15 protein-coding genes and 2 pseudogenes are annotated in these 17,739 nt (G+C 56.6%); 7 read left to right on the forward strand and 10 right to left on the reverse strand.

Annotated elements, in window-relative coordinates; genetic code table 11:
- Nucleotides 1–15: 15 nt before the first annotated feature.
- The 4 genes from JK621_RS14280 to JK621_RS14295 all read right to left on the reverse strand — a co-directional run bounded on the left by JK621_RS14280 (nt 16) and on the right by JK621_RS14295 (nt 3,494).
- A complete protein-coding gene (locus JK621_RS14280; RefSeq protein WP_212556570.1) occupies nt 16–1,203 on the reverse strand; it encodes an aromatic amino acid transaminase in 1,188 nt (395 codons plus the stop codon).
- Between the two features lie 60 nt (nt 1,204–1,263).
- A complete protein-coding gene (locus JK621_RS14285) occupies nt 1,264–1,635 on the reverse strand; it encodes a RidA family protein (RefSeq protein WP_212556571.1) in 372 nt (123 codons plus the stop codon).
- 3 nt (nt 1,636–1,638) lie between these two features.
- The gene (locus tag JK621_RS14290) at nt 1,639–2,433 is read right to left on the reverse strand and encodes an alpha/beta hydrolase (RefSeq protein ID WP_212556572.1); all 795 of its coding nucleotides are present in this window, start codon (nt 2,431–2,433) and stop codon (nt 1,639–1,641) included.
- A gap of 161 nt (nt 2,434–2,594) precedes the next feature.
- A complete protein-coding gene (locus tag JK621_RS14295; RefSeq protein ID WP_212556573.1) occupies nt 2,595–3,494 on the reverse strand; it encodes a LysR family transcriptional regulator in 900 nt (299 codons plus the stop codon).
- Between the two features lie 98 nt (nt 3,495–3,592).
- On the opposite strand from JK621_RS14295, the gene JK621_RS14300 reads away from it, so the two are divergent.
- Both JK621_RS14300 and JK621_RS14305 read left to right on the forward strand, forming a co-directional pair.
- Nucleotides 3,593–4,210: a glutathione S-transferase family protein gene (locus tag JK621_RS14300; RefSeq protein WP_212556574.1), complete on the forward strand. Its 618-nt coding sequence runs from the start codon at nt 3,593–3,595 to the stop codon at nt 4,208–4,210.
- A 5-nt stretch (nt 4,211–4,215) separates the two neighbouring features.
- On the forward strand, nt 4,216–5,130 hold the full coding sequence (locus tag JK621_RS14305; protein ID WP_212556575.1) for a pyridoxamine 5'-phosphate oxidase family protein: 915 nt from the start codon (nt 4,216–4,218) through the stop codon (nt 5,128–5,130).
- Between the two features lie 46 nt (nt 5,131–5,176).
- Here JK621_RS14305 and JK621_RS14310 read toward each other — a convergent pair whose 3' ends face one another.
- Nucleotides 5,177–5,392 carry a glycogen synthesis protein gene (locus JK621_RS14310; RefSeq protein WP_212556576.1) on the reverse strand — a complete coding sequence of 72 codons (216 nt, stop codon included), beginning with the start codon at nt 5,390–5,392 and terminating at the stop codon, nt 5,177–5,179.
- Nucleotides 5,393–5,581: 189 nt separating this feature from the next.
- On the opposite strand from JK621_RS14310, the gene gabD reads away from it, so the two are divergent.
- On the forward strand, nt 5,582–7,057 hold the full coding sequence (gene gabD, locus JK621_RS14315) for an NADP-dependent succinate-semialdehyde dehydrogenase (RefSeq protein ID WP_212556577.1): 1,476 nt from the start codon (nt 5,582–5,584) through the stop codon (nt 7,055–7,057).
- A 99-nt stretch (nt 7,058–7,156) separates the two neighbouring features.
- Nucleotides 7,157–7,522 (forward strand): annotated as a pseudogene (locus JK621_RS14320) (glyoxalase superfamily protein).
- Between the two features lie 79 nt (nt 7,523–7,601).
- On the opposite strand, the gene JK621_RS14325 reads toward JK621_RS14320, so the two are convergent.
- Together JK621_RS14325 and JK621_RS14330 are read right to left on the reverse strand one after the other, a co-directional pair.
- On the reverse strand, nt 7,602–9,518 hold the full coding sequence (locus JK621_RS14325) for a hypothetical protein (protein WP_212556578.1): 1,917 nt from the start codon (nt 9,516–9,518) through the stop codon (nt 7,602–7,604).
- Nucleotides 9,519–9,719: 201 nt separating this feature from the next.
- Nucleotides 9,720–10,115, reverse strand: coding sequence for a (R)-mandelonitrile lyase (locus JK621_RS14330; protein WP_006319298.1), 396 nt, complete (start codon nt 10,113–10,115; stop codon nt 9,720–9,722).
- A 247-nt stretch (nt 10,116–10,362) separates the two neighbouring features.
- Here JK621_RS14330 and JK621_RS14335 point away from each other — a divergent pair, with 247 nt between their 5' ends.
- Nucleotides 10,363–11,256, forward strand: coding sequence for a LysR family transcriptional regulator (locus JK621_RS14335; protein WP_212556579.1), 894 nt, complete (start codon nt 10,363–10,365; stop codon nt 11,254–11,256).
- A gap of 48 nt (nt 11,257–11,304) precedes the next feature.
- On the opposite strand, the pseudogene JK621_RS14340 reads toward JK621_RS14335, so the two are convergent.
- Nucleotides 11,305–11,415, reverse strand: a pseudogene (locus tag JK621_RS14340) (aldo/keto reductase); the annotation flags it as partial.
- Between the two features lie 327 nt (nt 11,416–11,742).
- On the opposite strand from JK621_RS14340, the gene JK621_RS14345 reads away from it, so the two are divergent.
- Both JK621_RS14345 and JK621_RS14350 read left to right on the forward strand, forming a co-directional pair.
- Complete coding sequence (locus tag JK621_RS14345; RefSeq protein ID WP_212556580.1) at nt 11,743–14,118, forward strand: glucose/quinate/shikimate family membrane-bound PQQ-dependent dehydrogenase; 2,376 nt, start codon at nt 11,743–11,745, stop codon at nt 14,116–14,118.
- A gap of 196 nt (nt 14,119–14,314) precedes the next feature.
- Entirely contained in the window at nt 14,315–14,887 is a 573-nt protein-coding gene (locus JK621_RS14350) for a phosphoglycerate mutase (RefSeq protein WP_212556581.1), read from the forward strand.
- 79 nt (nt 14,888–14,966) lie between these two features.
- On the opposite strand, the gene JK621_RS14355 is transcribed toward JK621_RS14350, so the two are convergent.
- Nucleotides 14,967–16,223, reverse strand: coding sequence for an MFS transporter (locus JK621_RS14355; protein WP_212556582.1), 1,257 nt, complete (start codon nt 16,221–16,223; stop codon nt 14,967–14,969).
- Nucleotides 16,224–16,302: 79 nt separating this feature from the next.
- Nucleotides 16,303–17,610: an alpha-glucosidase/alpha-galactosidase gene (locus JK621_RS14360; RefSeq protein WP_212556583.1), complete on the reverse strand. Its 1,308-nt coding sequence runs from the start codon at nt 17,608–17,610 to the stop codon at nt 16,303–16,305.
- Between the last annotated feature and the right edge of the window lie 129 nt (nt 17,611–17,739).

Below are 17,739 nucleotides of genomic sequence, written 5' to 3' on the forward strand. Positions count from 1 at the left end.
GATGTCCTACCTTGTTCACACAGCGCGGGTGACGTCCAGAATGGCGGCAGCAACGTAATCGACATTATTTTGGTTCAGGCCAGGCAGGCACATACGGCCGGGCGCGACCAGATAAATGGCATACTCTTGCCGCAGCCGGGCGAGTTGCCGTTGGTTCAGCCCGGTATAGCTGAACATGCCTTTCTGATCGCGGATGCGGCGGTGATCCAGCCGCGAACCGCCCTGCTCCAGCCCTGCGGCCAGAATTTGGCGCATCTGCTTGATGCGCAGGCGCATACCGGCCAGTTCACTCTCCCACTGTTGCCGCAGCGCTGCGTCCGCCAGCAGGGTCTCCACAATCTGGCTGCCGTGGGTCGGCGGGCAGGAGTAGCTGCGGCGGATCAGCGCTTTCAACGCGCCCTTCACGTTTACCGCGATCTGCGGGCTGCCGCAGCGCACCGACAGGCCCCCCAGCCGCTGGCCGTACAGCGCGACATTTTTAGAAAATGAGTTGGCGACCAAAAATTCCAGATCGGTTTTCAGCGTCTCATGCAACGCAAAACCATCTTCTGCCAGGCCGTCGCCAAACCCCTGATAAGCGATATCGAAGAACGGCAGCAGCCGGCGGCGTTGCAGCACCTCGATCGTGGCGCGCCACTGCGCCTGAGTGAGATCGGTACCGGTCGGGTTGTGGCAACAAGGGTGCAGCAGCACCACGCTGCCTTCCGGCAGGCTGGCGAGCGTATCGAGCATGGCGTCAAAACGCAGGCCGCCGGTGGCCTCATCAAAGTACGGATAGGTGTGAACCTTCAGCCCGGCCCCCTCGAAGATGGCCCAATGGTTGGCCCAGGTGGGATCAGACACCCAGATATCGCGGCGGGACAAAGAGTGATGGATAAAATCCGCCGCCAATTTCAACGCACCGGAACCGCCGAGGGTCTGTACCGTGGCGATAGCTGAGGTATCCTGTTCGCCAAACAGCAAGCTTTGCACCTGTTGGGTAAACAGCGGCGAACCTTCTATCGGCGGGTAACCGTGGGGACGGCGCTGTTCAAGCAAGCGCCGTTCGGCCGCTTCAACCGCCTGCATCAGCGGGATCCTGCCCTGCCGATCATAATAAAGACCTATACCCAGATTCACTTTCTGCGTATTTTCATCCTGTAAATAAGCTTCCATCAACGACATAATAGGATCGGGCGCAGACGCGCCGATATGATTAAACATAGCGATTCCTTAACTCATTATTTAATGAATTTTCAGGTGAAGATGATAATTAAATGCGAATCAGGCTGTGGCGCTGACGGTTATTTCTATTTTCATTCCCGGCACCACCAATTTATCGACAATAACGGTTGAACGATTGGGGTAAGGATAATTAAAGTATTTTTTATAAATCTCATCGAGTAATTTAACGTCATTCACATCGGTGAGATAAACAATCACCTGCAATACGTTATCGCTGTGGCTATTGGCCGCCTTCAGCGTTTGCGCCAGATTATCGAACGTCAGGGTAATCTGGCTTTCCGGCGCGCCGGTTTCAATACTGCCGTCGGGCCTGACCGGGCCGTGGGCAGTGAACAACATGCCCCCGCCTTTGGTGGCCCAGGAAAAGGGTTGCCCAATTTCCGGCAGGCCGGTATCAATGATGCTGCGCATGGTTTATTTCCCCGTGGTGATTAACTGCCGGATCAGCGCCCCGTCGATGGCGAACAGCGCGTCCAGTACGTTGTAATGATTGGCTCCCGCGACGGCAACCAGCTCAACCGGCAGGTTTTTCTCCCGCAGCGCGGCGTAATAATGATGTGACTGCCCTATCAGTTCCGGCAGCTCGGCTGCGCCGTAAAACAGCGTCGTGGGTTTTAGGTGCTCAGGGATATGGCGCGCCGGGCTCAGCTGCGTGATTTGCCGCCGGGTCAGTTGCAATTGCCGGTTTACGTAAGTGCTTAACAGCGGTTCCAACTCAAAAATGCCGCTGATGGGCAATACCGCGTCAACAACGGCATGCTGCTGCCAATAACTGGCCAGATGCCCGCCGGCGGAATGGCCGCACAAATAGACCGGCGCGTTTTTTTGCGGGGCCAGCCGCAGTTCAATGGCATCCAGCGCCGCGCCGATTTGCCGGCAAATATCGTCCAGTGTCGCCACCGGCGCCAACGTATATTCCAGCAACACCACATCAAAGCCCAGAGCCAATGGCACCTCGGCAATAAAAGCAAAATCGTCTTTACGGCAAAATTGCCAATAACCGCCATGAATAAATATTAATGTTCCTTTCGAGGGCGCATCAGAATATAACCAATCAAACACTTCCCGTTCCGAATAACCATAAGAAATATCAAGTTCGCTGCGTACTTGCCGATAAACGGCCTGACTGCGGGTTTGAAATGAGTTCAGGATCTCATTTTCATTGTCTACCGTCGAACCGTTATCATAACTTCCCGGGACAAGTTTCATATATTAAACTTCGTTTATTATTTAAGATGTGCGTTAACTATTAGCCCCGTCCAAAATATTGTCAAGAAGGGAACCGCAGCAATGCGTGCGCGGTAAAATAAATCTTATTTCTGCGCCAAATAAGTTTAACCAGTGAAACTTATCGGTAGTGACTGGCCGGTTTATACCGGCTGAATTTGCGCCAACCGACTTAATTCTTGCCAGGCGTAGTCCCAGAAGGTGCGCACCTTCAGCGGCATACGCTGCACGTGCTGCGCCACCAGTTGCACCGGCATCGGCAAGGGTTCATACGCCGGCAGCAAACGCACCAGCGTGCCCGCCGCCAGATCGTCCGCCACCTGGTACGACAATAATCGGGCAATCCCCTTGCCTGCCCGCACCGCCAGCAGTTGGGTTTCCACCTCGTTGATCAACAGCCGGGGCGCCAGCCGCACCCGCTCGCCATTTTCCTGCGGGCCAAAACGCCATTCGCGCAGCGACGCGCGTTGGGTGCCGACAATGGTGTCGTGATCGGCCAACTGCGACGGGTGTTGCGGTTCACCGCGCCGCGCCAGATAAGCCGGGCTGGCGACCGTGACCCGCGATACCTGCCCCAACCGGCGCGCCACCCGGGAAGAATCCTGCTGATGACCAATGCGCACCGCCACATCCAGCCCTTCGTCGATCAAATCCAGGTTGCGATCGTTGAGCACCATTTCAATCTGCATCTGCGGATAACGGTCAAGAAACGCCATCACCAACGGCGCCACGTGTTTGCGCCCAAACTGCACCGGCGAGGTGATACGCAACAGGCCGGAGACTTGGCTGTCCGCCGTATCCAGCACCGCCGCGTCATAGTCATGCAACAGCAGGCGCGCCCGCTCCGCCAGCCGCAAACCTGCCTCGGTCGGTGCCAGCCGCCGGGTGGTGCGCTCCACCAGTCGGGCGCCAAAGCGCTGCTCCAGCGAGGCAATCGCACGGGTGATCGCCGGCGCGGAACGCCGCAGCTTGCGCCCGGCCGCAGCCAGGCTGCCGTGCTGAATCACCGCCACAAAGATAGCCAGCTCGTCCAACCTATCCATAGATTCTTCCAAAATGTGAAATTATCAATTTCTACATTGCCGGATTCCGCTCACCGTCTGCAAGAGTATGCTGATAAAAATTATTCAGGAGCCTCATCATGCAAACCCTCAAACTGTACGGCACCCCGCTTTCCGGCCACGTTCATCGCGTGGCGTTGCTGCTGCGCATGCTTGACCTGCCCTACGAATTTATCGAAGCCCCCGCCAGCGTGCGCCAGAGCGAGGCTTTCCGCCGCCTTAACCCTCTCGGTCAAATCCCGGTTCTGGTGGACGGCGAGTTGGCGCTCGCCGACAGCAACGCCATTTTGGTGTATCTGGTCAAACGCTATGCACCGGGCAGCCACTGGCTACCGGAAACGCCGCAGGCTTCGGCACAGGTGCAAGAGTGGTTGTCCAAAGCCGCCGGAGAGGTGCGCTACGGCCCAGCCTCCAGCAGGATGATCGCCCAATTTTCTGCACCGGAGAATTATCAGGCTTCGCTGGCGATCGCGGCGCGCTTCCTGGCGCAGATGGAACAGCATCTGGCGGAACGTGAGTTCCTGGCGACGGAACAGGTCACCATCGGTGATTTGGCCTGCTACAGCTACGTGGCGGTAGCGCCGGAAGGCGGTATCTCGTTGGCGCCTTATCCGGCCATCCGGCGTTGGGCAGCGCGCATCGCCGCACTGCCCGGTTTCTTCGCTATGCCGGCCCTGCCGGAACCCACCGAGAGGTAACGCTGATGACACAGCCGCTGTTCCACCCCGACGAACTGCGCGCCCAGGCGCTGGCCGGTTTTGGCCGCGTGGGCGCGGGTATTTATGCCGCCATGCCCGACCAGCACCGCGAGTTTTTCGCCGCGCTGCCTTACCTGTTCGTCGCCACGCTGGACGATCAGGGCTGGCCGGTGGCCACGCTGTTCAGCGGCCCGCCCGGTTTCTTGCGCACGCCGGATGACACCCACCTGCGCATCAGCGCGCCGCGCCGCAGCGACGATCCGGCGCAGGCCGCATTACAAAGCGGCAAACTGGTTGGCGCGCTGGGGCTGGATTTCAGCAACCGCAGGCGCAACCGGGCCAACGGCGTGATTAGCCGCACCGACAAAAATCGCATTGAAATCGAGGTCCGGCAAAGCTTTGGCAACTGCCCGCAATATATTCAGCGGCGCGAGCTTTACCCGGTGGCCGCCGATCCTGCACCGATTGAATATCTTCCTGCACTGGATGCTGAGGCGCAGGCGCTGATCCGGCGGGCGGACACCTTTTTCGTCGCCAGTTGCGCCCACGCCGGGTTGGCGCAGGGCGGCGTGGATATGTCGCACCGGGGCGGCAAACCAGGCTTTATCCATCTGGCGGACAACAGCCTGTGGATCCCGGACTTTCGCGGCAACCGCTACATGAACACGCTGGGTAATCTATTGGCCGAGCCACGGGCGGCGCTGCTGTTTATCGATTTCGACAACGGCGATATTTTGCATCTGCAAGGGGAAACGCAGATCCTCTGGCAAACGGATATCGACCACGGAGTGGAAGGGGCGGAACGTTACTGGCGATTTGATATGCGCAGTGCGTGGCGTTTCCCGCAGGCTCTGCCCTGGCGCGGCCGCAACCTGGAATACTCCCCGGCCACGCTGAACACCGGGGTGTGGCAAGGGTAAGTCGCCATAAAAAACCCCGCTTTAGCGGGGTCGGTTCAATAAAGATTTATACGCTGTGTTCCGCCGCCGAAGCGGCCTGATAGAGCTGCCGAAAATAACTCAGGCGCTCAAAAAACAAACGGCTTTGCGATTCCGACATATTGCCGGCCACCGCGCCGGCATCGATTTCGCGCCCTTGCCACTCCATCAGCGCAATGCTGGAAGCGAGGAAATCCATGTTGCTGCTGTAGGCCGCAAGGTGCCGATTCACTGAATTTACCATTCTGCACACTCCTTTTTGTTATCTCGAAAAGGGACATATGCTTACTGAGTTCAGTATCGTCCCGACGACGAGTATTTTTTGTACAGAAGGTGCGCATGGCAGCAAATGGATGCGGAAAAGTTTGCTAGGGTAAAGGGGAATATTTGGGACAGGCTACACTGTGTTGAATTCTGAAAAGGAAGATAACCGATGAGCACGACCTTCTCCGCCACCCTCAAAGATCCCGCGCTGTTTCGCGAAGCAAACTACATCGATGGGCAATGGCTGCCGGCCAAAGACGGCCAGACCATCAAGATCCATAACCCGGCCACCGGCGAGTTGGTCGGCCAGGTGCCGGCCTTTGGCGCCGAAGAAACCGCACAGGCGATAGCCGCCGCCAAAAAAGCCCAGCCGGCCTGGCGCGCGCTGACCGCCAAAGAGCGTGCCGGCAAGCTGCGCCGCCTGTTCGAACTGATGATGGAAAACCAGGACGATCTGGCGCGCATCATGACCGCAGAACAGGGCAAACCCCTGGCCGAAAGCCGCGGTGAAATTATCTATGCGGCTTCGTTTATCGAGTGGTTCGCCGAAGAAGGAAAACGCGTTTACGGCGACACCATTCCGCAAAATCTGCCCGGCCGGCGCATTATCGTGCAAAAAGAGCCTATCGGAGTATTTGCCGCCATTACGCCGTGGAATTTCCCGGCGGCGATGATCACCCGCAAGGCCGGCCCCGGCTGGGCCGCGGGCTGTACCGGGGTGATCCGCCCCGCCAGCCAGACTCCGTTCTCGGCGCTGGCGATTGCCGTACTGGCCGAGCGCGCCGGTTTACCGGTGGGCGTCTGTAACGTGATTACCGGTCCCAGCAAGGCGATCGGCGGCGAGCTGACCGCTAACCCGGACGTACGCAAGCTCTCCTTTACCGGCAGCACCGAGGTGGGTGCGCAGTTGCTGGCTCAGTGTGCGCCTACCATCAAAAAAACCAGTATGGAATTGGGGGGCAATGCGCCCTTTATCGTGTTTGACGATGCCGATCTGGACGCCGCCGTCGCCGGGGCAGTAGCCTCAAAATACCGTAACGCCGGCCAGACCTGCGTGTGCACCAATCGCTTTCTGGTGCAGGAAGGCGTCTACGACGCTTTTGCGGCAAAACTGAAAGCCGCGGTGGCGAAGCTGAAAGTAGGCAATGGCATGGACGAGGGCGTCACTATCGGCCCATTGATTAACCGGGAGGCGGTGGAAAAAGTCAGCGAGCATATCGCCGATGCCGTGAAGCGCGGCGCCTCGGTGCTGCTGGGCGGCCAGCCCCATGCGCTGGGCAATAACTTCTATACGCCGACCATCCTGACCGACGTACCGAGGCAGGCCAAAATCTTCCATGAGGAAACCTTTGGCCCGGTGGCGCCCTTGATCCGTTTTGAGCACGAAGCCGAAGCTATCGAACTGGCGAACGACACGCCGTTCGGCCTGGCCTCATACTTCTACAGCCGCGATATCGGCCGGGTGATACGCGTGGCCGAAGCGCTGGAATACGGCATTGTCGGCATCAATGAAGGGCTGATCTCCACCGAGGTCGCGCCCTTTGGCGGGGTTAAAAACTCCGGCCTGGGGCGCGAAGGCTCGAAGTACGGCATAGAGGATTATCTCGAGATCAAATATCTGTGCCTTGGCGGGCTGGGTATCTGAAGCTGTCACCGGCCCCCGCAAGGGGGCTGAACGCCGGCTAATCTGCTGCCGTTTCTGCTACTTTGGATCGCCCGTCAGGGGCTTATTAAGGACTCTCAAATGGAATTCTCCGCCGCCGTTCCCATTTTCCGTATTTTCTCGGTTGAAAAAGCCAAAGAGTTTTATCTGAATTTTCTCGGTTTTACGCTGGATTGGGAGCACCGTTTTAGCGAGGACCTGCCGCTTTATGCCCAAATATCACGCTCCGGTCTGACCTTGCATCTCAGCGAGCATTACGGCGACAGTACGCCCGGCTCAGCGGTGTTTATTCCGATCCGTGATATCGATGCCCTGCATCGGGAGTTAATGGCGAAGCAGTACCGTTACGCCCGTCCGGGGGTTGAAACCCTTGGCTGAGGAAGACAGTTGAACCTCACCGATCCCTTCGGCAATTGCCTGCGTTTTTGCGAGCAGAGCCACGACTGACGAAGTGTTGAATTCCATGCCCACAGGAAATTCCCCTGCGGACGAGCCGCAGGGAAATAGGGGTGATATGAATAAGGGTTCAACTGTAGTTTTGCGGTGCCAGGAAACCGATATCAACACCATCAAGGGCAACATGGATGCGTGCGCCATCCCATGCTAATGCCAGTTCAGCGCCACCAGTCTGGCCAGTTCCGGCAGCTAACGTAAACCCGCCCTGCGCCACTGCATTAGCCGCCTTAGGGTAACTGCCACCAACAGGCTTACCGACATAAAACGCCGACGATGCTGGCGTATCGATATACCAAGGCAAACCGCTGTACTGCCCAAGCGTCAGATGAACTCCTGCGCCACGTAACGCAGGAAGTACAGTTTCTTTGCCCGTGATGCGCCAATTGTTCGCCACGCTTTGGCCAATACCCATTAGCTTCACCGGTGAATCAATAGCTTCGGCGCTTTGTTCAATGATTACATTGCGCGGTACTTTGAGAGTGTTGGCAGTAGTTAATAGGCAAACGGCCTTGGTTTCTTTGACAATCAGTTCATCAATATCGCAATCTGCGGCTATCCAAACTACCGGCAATGAACCTTCAGGTAACCCTTGAGAGAAATTCAGGCGACGAATGGAACAAGGGCTCAAAATCCGGCAAATCGCAGTACCTGCAGTATAGGCAGAAGAAAACTCACGCACGTTAATTTCATCAATCACCAACTGCGGCATATTGATATATAAGCTGTCTGCAATATCGACCTTGCCTACATCCAAACGTCCAATACGACAACGATTCTGCGTGCCCGATGCAGATAACGCAAAGCTGTGATAACAAGAGCGAAGAGAAATCTCATCGATTAAAGTATCTTCAGAACCATTATGCAATTCGACGCCGCTCAGGCAGGCACCCACGATCACATTTCGGACGGTGTGACCTTTTCCTGAGACATAAACAGCACATGCACGATTTTTTATCGCCGTACTGGTTGGGTTGTCCAAAAAATAACAATCCCCTGCACGAACGTTAATACAAATATTATTGCTACCGGAGCCAATGATGACACCGCTTCCCCATTGGCCACATTGAATATTCGAAATAAAGTTATTACTGCCGACATCCCCATCCTGAGCAATACTCAATACAGCACCTGAAAGATAATTGGCTTCGGGTTTACCTGCCGGAATACCTGCACCGAGCATGGTAATATTGGTCACATGGTTATTATTGCCTTTCACTAGGAAACCATCTCCCAGACAGTAACCACAAGAGACATTAGAAACTATACTGTCATTATTGTAAGTTGCGAAGAAATCATCACGGCATTCATCGACAATAATGTCATGAGCCATTGATTTACCCTGAAGACTAAAACCGTCGCAAAAATTGCTCAGTTGCATGTGGTGGAAATAACTACTGTCACCACCGGAATAACCCACATGTTTCTGCACCACATTGTAAATGCTATCGCGATTGGCTACCCCAATCAGCTTTCCGCCAAACATTTCAACACCATGCAGATAATCATAGGTGCTTGCGGTGGAAGTTTCATTGGCGAACATCGGTTTCACATGCCCTGCTTTGGCCCGGATGGTCGATCCATTTAAATTGATGGTTTTACGCAGTGTTCTGCCATCTTTAACTCTCACAGTATCGGATGTTAAATAGGTCGCACCTGCGCGACAAATTACGCCATAAGAGGAAAGAAAACACCGGGTGAGCGCCTCTGTATCGTCGGTAACATTATCTCCTCTGGCTCCATACATGGCTGGCGTAACAACGCCTGATACATCTAAAACTCTTACCCAAACCCAGTTGCCGCCAGATTTGATATAAATTCCACCGTCATCGATTAACGTTGTCGATTGCACAGCGCTGAATAAACCACCGCCGTCCGGCAATGTCGACGATGCATTCCAATTGGAATAATAGGATATCACTTCAATCAACTCTCCGGCAACGGCCGGTATTATAGTGCGTAGTGTGGAAATGTCAGGGCAGGTGTTCATATAACATCCTCTTTTGTTCATTAGCCGAAAGTCGGCAAAATCAATATAATGACCGCAAGGCATCCTGTCCCGCCTAGAGCGTTGTGCCATCGATCAATAAACAAGATAGAGACTCTGCAAAGGGAATTGCTGAGCAAAGAGGATCCCTTGAATATTTCAGACTAAAGCGAACATTTTACTTATGTAATGCATACTCCCAGTTTATTGCCGGTATTGCTCGTCGCTGACCTTCTCCATCCAGTCAACCGGGCTGCCGTTGAGGGATTCGGCAATGGCGATATGGGTCATGGCCGTTTCCGGCGTCGCACCGTGCCAGTGCTTGACGCCTTCGGGGATCCAAACGATATCGCCCTGATTCATCTCCTGGATCGGGTCGCCCCACACCTGGATCCAGCCGCGCCCCTGGGTGACGATCAACGTCTGCCCCAACGGATGGGTATGCCAGGCGGTGCGGGCACCGGGTTCGAAGGTCACGGTGGCGCCGCCCACGCGGGCCGGTTCAGTGCCGGCAAAAGGCGCATCAATCCGCACCTTGCCGGTAAAATAATCCTCCGGACCCGGCCGGGATGGCAGGGAACCGCTGCGTTGAATTTTCAATTTTTCCTCCGTTTCGGCAAGGGCTGCCGGTGCTGACATGGACAAGATAAGGATAGACGTTGCGAGTAATTTCACTGGCGGCTCCCGTTAAGATGGCGCGAAAGAGAAAGATAACGCCGCGCCGCCACCGGGACTAGATAGCAAAATACGCAAGGACCTATGAGCTTAATTCATGAGTGATCGGGTGTGATGGCCCGAACAAGCGTATAGAATGCCGCTATCGACCCCGCCTGAGCGAAGGTGCCGCATGTTAAAAGAAAACTTTAACGATTTGATTTCGTTCCTTATCGTGGCGCGTGAACGCAGCTTCACCAAAGCGGCGGCCAAGCTCGGCGTATCCCAATCGGCATTAAGCCATGCCATTAGAGGCCTGGAAGAGCGGCTAGAACTGCGGCTATTGACCCGCACCACGCGCAGCGTTGCGCCTACCGAGGCCGGCGAAAGGCTGGTCAACAGCATCGGCCCGCGTTTTGCGGAAATCGAAAGCGAGCTGGACGCCTTGAGCGAAATGCGTGAACGGCCGGCGGGCAACATTCGTATCACCGCCGGGGAACATGCCGTCGACTCGGTGCTCTGGCCGATGCTGAGGTCATTTCTGGCCGACTACCCGGACATTAATGTCGAAATCACGGTCGATAACACCTTGACCGACATTGTCGCCGGCCGCTTTGATGCCGGGATCCGTTTGGGCGAGCAGGTAGCCAAGGACATGATCGCCGTACGAATAGCACCGGATATGCGCATAGTGCCGGTCGCTTCACCCGCTTATTTCGAGCGATACGGCATCCCGGATACGCCGCAGGCGTTGCAAAACCACCGCTGCATCAATATGCGCTTACCCACGATGGGCGGGATCTATGCCTGGGAGTTTGCAAAAGACGGGCGCGAGATAAAAGTGCGCGTAGAGGGCCAGTTGATCTTTAACAGCCTGCGCCAACGCATTGATGCGGCGCTGCTCGGCTTCGGCATCGCCTTTGTGCCGGAGGATACCGTCACCGACGAGCTGGCCGGCGGCCGTTTAGTGAGCGTTCTCGATGAATGGTGCCCGCTGTTTCCCGGCTATTACCTCTATTACCCCAGCCGCAGGCAGCACACCACCGCCTTCTCCCTGTTTGTCGACGCGTTGCGTTATCAGCGCTAGGCGTTGAGTGCTCCTTCCACCGCCTGGCGGATATGTTCAGGCCGGCTAAATCGCCCGTTGCTTGTCGGCCGCCGGGCCGTAACCACAGCTCAGGCCCATACAGCCCAGCCCTAACGCCGAGACCTCCAGACCGCCGTTGCCCAATTTGCGTATTTGCATTTCATTCCTCAGGGTGAATCGCACTGGCCTCCGATGCGCTTTCCGGGGGCCGATTCATCAGGGCATTGACACCCGCTGGAAGCATCAGGATACTCTCGCTCCGTTACCGGTAACACCGAGCGGTTGACGGGTTGATAAAACCAGGACCGGGCGGCAACAAGGCTATCACCTGTAGCAGCGTCCCCTCTGGAGAAGGCAAAGCGCCCTGAGGCAAAACGCGGGTCAGGGTTTGCGTCACCCTGGTTTTTTCAGGAGAAACCGCGTGTTTTTTTTGATTTGTCTTAATCTCTAGATCGGGGACTTTTCATTTTTGGTAAGGATAATACTATGCAAAATAAAGCGTCATTGTCGCCGCTCGTCATCATAACGGCGTTGTTCGCCGTGTTGAGCGGGCTCTATCTGCTGGCCGGGGGCATCTGGTTGGCTAAGCTCGGAGGTTCGTTGTACTACATCATCGCCGGCGTGGTATTGCTGGTCACGGCCTGGCTACTGTTCCGCCGCCGCGCCACCGCGCTGTTGGTGTACGCCCTCTTTCTGCTGGGCACCACGGTCTGGGCGCTGTGGGAAGTCGGCCCGGATTTCTGGGCACTGACGCCGCGTCTGGACGTCACCTTCTTCTTCGGCCTGTGGCTGGTGCTGCCCTTTATCTATCGTCGGCTTATCGCCAACGGCAAGCTGGCGTACGGTGCTCTGAGCATCGCGCTGGTAATTACCGTGGGCGTTCTGGCCTACGCGGTGTTTAACGATCCGCAAGAGGTCCACGGCACTCTTGAACCGGCGCAGGTCAAAGCCGAAACGGATGCGTCCGCCGCCGACTGGCCGGCTTATGGCCGCACGCAGGAAGGCACTCGCTACTCCCCGCTGAGCCAGATCAACGACAAAAACGTTGGCCAACTCAAGGAAGCCTGGACCTTCCAGACCGGCGACCTGAAAACCGCCAACGATCCGGGTGAAATCACCAACGAAGTCACCCCGATTAAAATCCGCGACACGCTTTATCTGTGTACGCCTCACCAGAAGCTGTTCGCGCTGGATGCCGCCACCGGCAAAGAGAAGTGGAAGTTCGACCCGCAGTTGAAATTCAACCCGACCTTCCAGCACATCACCTGCCGCGGCGTGTCTTACCATGAAACCACCGCAGCGGCCGGCGCAACGGCCGATGCCTCTCCGGCACAGTGCGCACGCCGCATTATCCTGCCGGTGAACGATGGCCGTCTGTTTGCTCTGGATGCGGAAACCGGCAAGCCATGCGCCGACTTCGCCAATAACGGCGAGTTGAATCTGCAAAGCAATATGCCGTATGCGACGCCAGGCCACTATGAGCCAACGTCGCCGCCGGTGATCACCGATAAGGTGATTGTCGTTGCCGGTGCGGTTACCGATAACTACTCCAACCGTGAGCCTTCGGGCGTGATCCGCGGGTTTGACGTCAACAGCGGCAAACTGCTGTGGGCCTTTGATCCGGGCGCTAAAGATCCGAACGCCATCCCGGCGGACGAACACCATTTCACACCGAACTCGCCGAACTCCTGGGCGCCGGCCGCCTATGACGCCAAACTGGACATTGTCTATCTGCCGATGGGCGTGACCACCCCGGATATCTGGGGCGGCGACCGCACGCCGGAAATGGAGCGCTATGCCAGCGGCCTGCTGGCGCTGAATGCCTCCACCGGCAAGCTGGCCTGGTTCTATCAGACCGTACACCACGACCTGTGGGATATGGACGTGCCGGCTCAGCCTACTCTGGCGGATATCACCGACAAGAGCGGCAACAAGGTGCCGGTGATTTACGTGCCTACCAAAACCGGCAATATCTTCGTGCTGAACCGCACCAACGGCGAGTTGGTGGTGCCGGCGCCAGAAAAACCGGTCCCGCAAGGCCCGGCCAAAGGCGACCGCTTGTCACCTACCCAGCCGTTCTCCGAGCTGACTTTCCGTCCGGAGAAAAAACTGACCGGCGCGGATATGTGGGGCGCCACCATCTATGACCAACTGGTCTGCCGGGTGATGTTCCACAGCATGCGTTACGAAGGCACCTTCACCCCGCCTTCCGAGCAGGGTACGCTGGTGTTCCCGGGTAACCTCGGCATGTTCGAATGGGGCGGCCTGTCTGTCGACACCGACCGTCAAATCGCCATCGCCAACCCGATCGCACTGCCGTTCGTTTCCAAACTGATCCCACGCGGCCCGGGCAACCCGATTGAACCGCCAGCCGACGACAAAGGCGGCAGCGGCACCGAAGCCGGCGTGCAGCCACAGTATGGCGTGCCGTTCGGCGTGACCCTGAACCCGTTCCTGTCGCCGTTTGGCCTGCCATGCAAACAGCCGGCATGGGGTTATATCTCCGCCGTCGACCTGAAAACCAACGACATCGTGTGGAAAAAACGCATCGGTACCGTGCGCGACAGCTCTCCATTGCCGCTGCCGTTCAAGATGGGCATGCCGATGTTGGGCGGGCCGGTTTCTACCGCCGGTAATGTGTTCTTCATTGGCGCAACCGCGGACAACTACCTGCGCGCCTTCAGCGTCACCAACGGTGACAAACTGTGGGAAGCGCGTCTGCCGGCCGGTGGCCAGGCCACGCCAATGACCTATGAGGTTAACGGCAAGCAGTACGTGGTGATTTCCGCAGGCGGACATGGCTCCTTCGGCACCAAGCTGGGCGACTACATCGTCGCTTACGCTCTGCCGGACGAGAAATAATCCCCCAAGAGAGTCCTACCCTGGAGCACGCCATCCGGCGTGCTCCATCTCCCCCCGCAGCGCCCCCGAACCTCAATACGCAATAAATTCACCCCGCAGGCAGCAAACGGATGAGCATCCGGTGCGCCAGGCCGTGCAAACCGCTGCCGACACCTCGGCGCTGTGCCATAATGCGCCGCCGAAGGGAGGGCGATAAATGGACATTATTCTACTGCGTCATGGTCAGCCGAACATCGATACCGACAAGCTTCAGCGCGCCCGTGAGATGCGCGCCTGGATCGATCAATACAATCTTGCGGGCATCGCCGATACGCCGCCCGAAAACGCCAGGTCGCTCGCTTCGCAACCCCGGTATGTCGTCGCCAGCACCCTGCCAAGAGCCTTGGCTTCACTGGCCTTGCTGGGCCTGCAACCCCACGAGAGCGACGCCCTGTTCTGCGAAGCCGAGCTGCCGGTTTTATCTGTACCGCTGTTACGTTTACGCCCCTTGCATTGGGTGGTGATTTTTCGTCTCCTGTGGCTGTGCGGCTACGCGAAAAATGTCGAATCCCTGTCATCAGCCAAAAAACGCGCCGCGGCCGCCAGCAGCAAACTGGCCGATCTCGCGGCGTCTCAGGGGGCGGTATTGCTGTTGGGGCATGGCGTGATGAACAGCCTGATTGCCGATAAATTGAAAACGGCCGGCTGGAAGCTTCACAGCCAGTCAGGCAACAGCTACTGGAACGCCAAGGTGTACCGCCTTGCCGCCCCCTTAACGACATCCGCCTGAATGACTGCCAACAAATACATGGCCCCCTAAGCCATAGCAGCTTTAGCGGTCACAGGTGCAACGCCTGTTACAGTTTTCGCTATCTCACCGCCAGCGGCAGCGTGCTCTCCCCCTTCAATATCCGCGCCTTGCCGCTCAGGGCAAAGGCCGAGATCAGGGTAAACAGCAACGCAATGCAGCCAAGGATCAGGTAAGAGGTTTTGAAGCCGTAATTGACGTACATCATCCCCGCCGCATAGGACATGCCGATGGCCGACAGTTGCTTGAAGAAGCAAAAGCCCCACAGGTAAATCGACGCGGAGAGGTTAACGTTAAACTGGGTAGTGATGTATTTGAAGATGCCCACCAGCAGGAACGGCACCTCAAACATATGCAGGGTCTTGAGGAAAATCACCGCGGTCACCGAGTCCGCCTGCGACGAGCCGATGATCCGCACCGACATAATCACCCCGGCAATCAGCAGCGCATTCTTGCCGCCGATACGGTTGATGATCAAGGGCGCAAAAAACATGATAAAAGCGTTAAGAAACTCGCCCAGCGTGGTGACGTAGCCAAATGCCTGGGTGCCGGCATGCCGATCGCGGAAAAACGAGGTGAAGAAGTTGGCGAACTGCTGATCGAACACGTCGTACACGCAGGCCACCCCGACGATATACATCACCAGACACCAGAATTTGCGCATTTTCAGCAGCCCCAACGCCGCTTTCAGCTTGATGGGTTTGTGGTTCAGCGCCAAGCCGTCCGCCACCGCCAGCGTGTTGTTCTCTTCCGGTTTGAACAGGTAAAGCAAGCCCGCCAATACCAGCGCGAAGCTCGAGGCCAGCCAAAACGCGAATTGATTGTTAATGGTAAACATGTAGCCGACGATCGAGGCGCAGATCGCCCAGCCGATGCAGCCAAACAGCCGGGCGCGGCCATATTCGAACCGGCTGCGGCGGCTCACTTTTTCGATATAGGCTTCAATCGCCGGCGAACCGCCGCTGCACACCAAACCGAGATAAATGCCGCACAGCAGCGCACCCAGCAAAAAGTTGCTTTGCAGCAGCGGCGAGAACACATAGATAAACAACGGCGCCAGAAACAGCAGCAGGAAGATAATCATCCACAGCAGGTGTTTCTTCAGGCCAAACTTGTCGGTGACGAAGCCAAAAATCGGCTGGAACACCAGGGCAAACAGCGCCATGCCGGCGAACACCAGCCCGGTTTGTCGCTGATCGAGATGATTGACGTCGTGCAGCCAGATAGGAAAGAACGGCAGCACTGCGCCCATGATAAAGAAATAGAAAAAACAGAAGGCACCGAAGATCCAAAAGTTCTTGTTTTTCAAATAAAACATGACTCACCATCCTATTTTTAACGGCGCGGGAAGCCCCGCGCCTTGTGCGTTTTGAGGAGGTATAGGGGTAATTCGGCGATTAATGGTAGGCGGGGAGCCAGTTGCCGTGGGCTTCAATCAATTCGTCGCACAGCTTGCGGATGTCATCAATCGAAAGCTCGGCGGAGGTGTGCGGATCCAGCAGCGCCGCATGGTAGATAGCCTCGCGTTTGTGCGTGACCGCCGCTTCAATGGTCAACAGTTGAGTATTGATATTGGTGCGGTTCAGCGCCGCCAGTTGCTCCGGCAAGTTGCCGACGTAGCATGGCGTGATCCCCTGCCCATCCACCAGACAAGGCACTTCGACGCAGGCCTCCGCAGGCAGATTGGTGATCAACCCGGTGTTGAGCACGTTGCCGCCAATCTTGTAGGGCCGATCGGTCTCCATCGCCTCGATGATGTAAGACGCATATTCATGGCTGCGGCAGTGGGTCAGGCTGGCGTCATGGGTCAGCGCCACTTTCTGTTGCTGCCACTGTTCAATCTGCTCAATACAGCGGCGCGGGTATTCATCCAGCGGAATATTGAAGCGTTCAATCAGTTCCGGATAATTGCATTTGATCCAGTAAGGCATGTACTCGGCATTGTGTTCCGAAGATTCCGTCACGTAATAGCCGAAGGTTTTCATGATTTCATGGCGCACCATGTCATCATGCTTGCCCTGCAAGGCATTGGCGCGGCGCTTGATTTCCGGGTACAGATCTTCGCCGTGCCGGCGAACGTCCAGCAACCAGGCCATATGGTTGATGCCCGCGATGTGGAACTGCACGTCGTCGGTCGGCATATCCACGCTTTTCAGCAGTGTCTCGGCGCAAACCTGAACGCTGTGGCACAACCCCACCGTTTTCACTTCGGTATGGCGCAGCATGGCGCCGGTTATCGCCGCCATCGGGTTGGTATAATTCAGCAACCAGGCATCCGGGCAAACCGCTTCGATATCCCGGGCGAAATCAAACAGCACCGGAATGGTGCGCAGCGCGCGGAAGATACCGCCAATCCCCAGGGTATCGGCAATGGTTTGCTGCAGGCCGTATTTTCTGGCAATGGTGAAATCGGTAATGGTGCAAGGATCGTAGCCGCCGACCTGGATGGCATTCACCACGTAATTGGCGTTTTTCAATGCCGCGCGGCGGTTCTCCACGCCGAGGTAAGGGGTGATTTTCGCCCTGCCCGCATTGGTATTGCGGTTGATATTGCTCAACATGGCGAAAGATTCGTTGAGACGGGCGCTGTCGATGTCGTACAGCGCAATATCCACCTCTTTCAATGCCGGCGTCGCCATGATGTCGCCGAGTACGTTCTTGGCGAAAATGGTGCTGCCTGCGCCCATAAATGTCACTTTAATCATCGTATTTCTCCGCTGCTGCTGTTTTCGATACGCTGAAATTACCCTGCAACACCGGCATGAGATATGGATGTATGTGACCTTGTTATGGCGAAAAATGACGCAGCGCAAAAAGTGTGAGCCAGGTCGGGA

This window comes from Serratia plymuthica (assembly GCF_018336935.1).
In the GTDB taxonomy this organism is placed as follows: Bacteria; Pseudomonadota; Gammaproteobacteria; order Enterobacterales; family Enterobacteriaceae; genus Serratia; species Serratia plymuthica_B.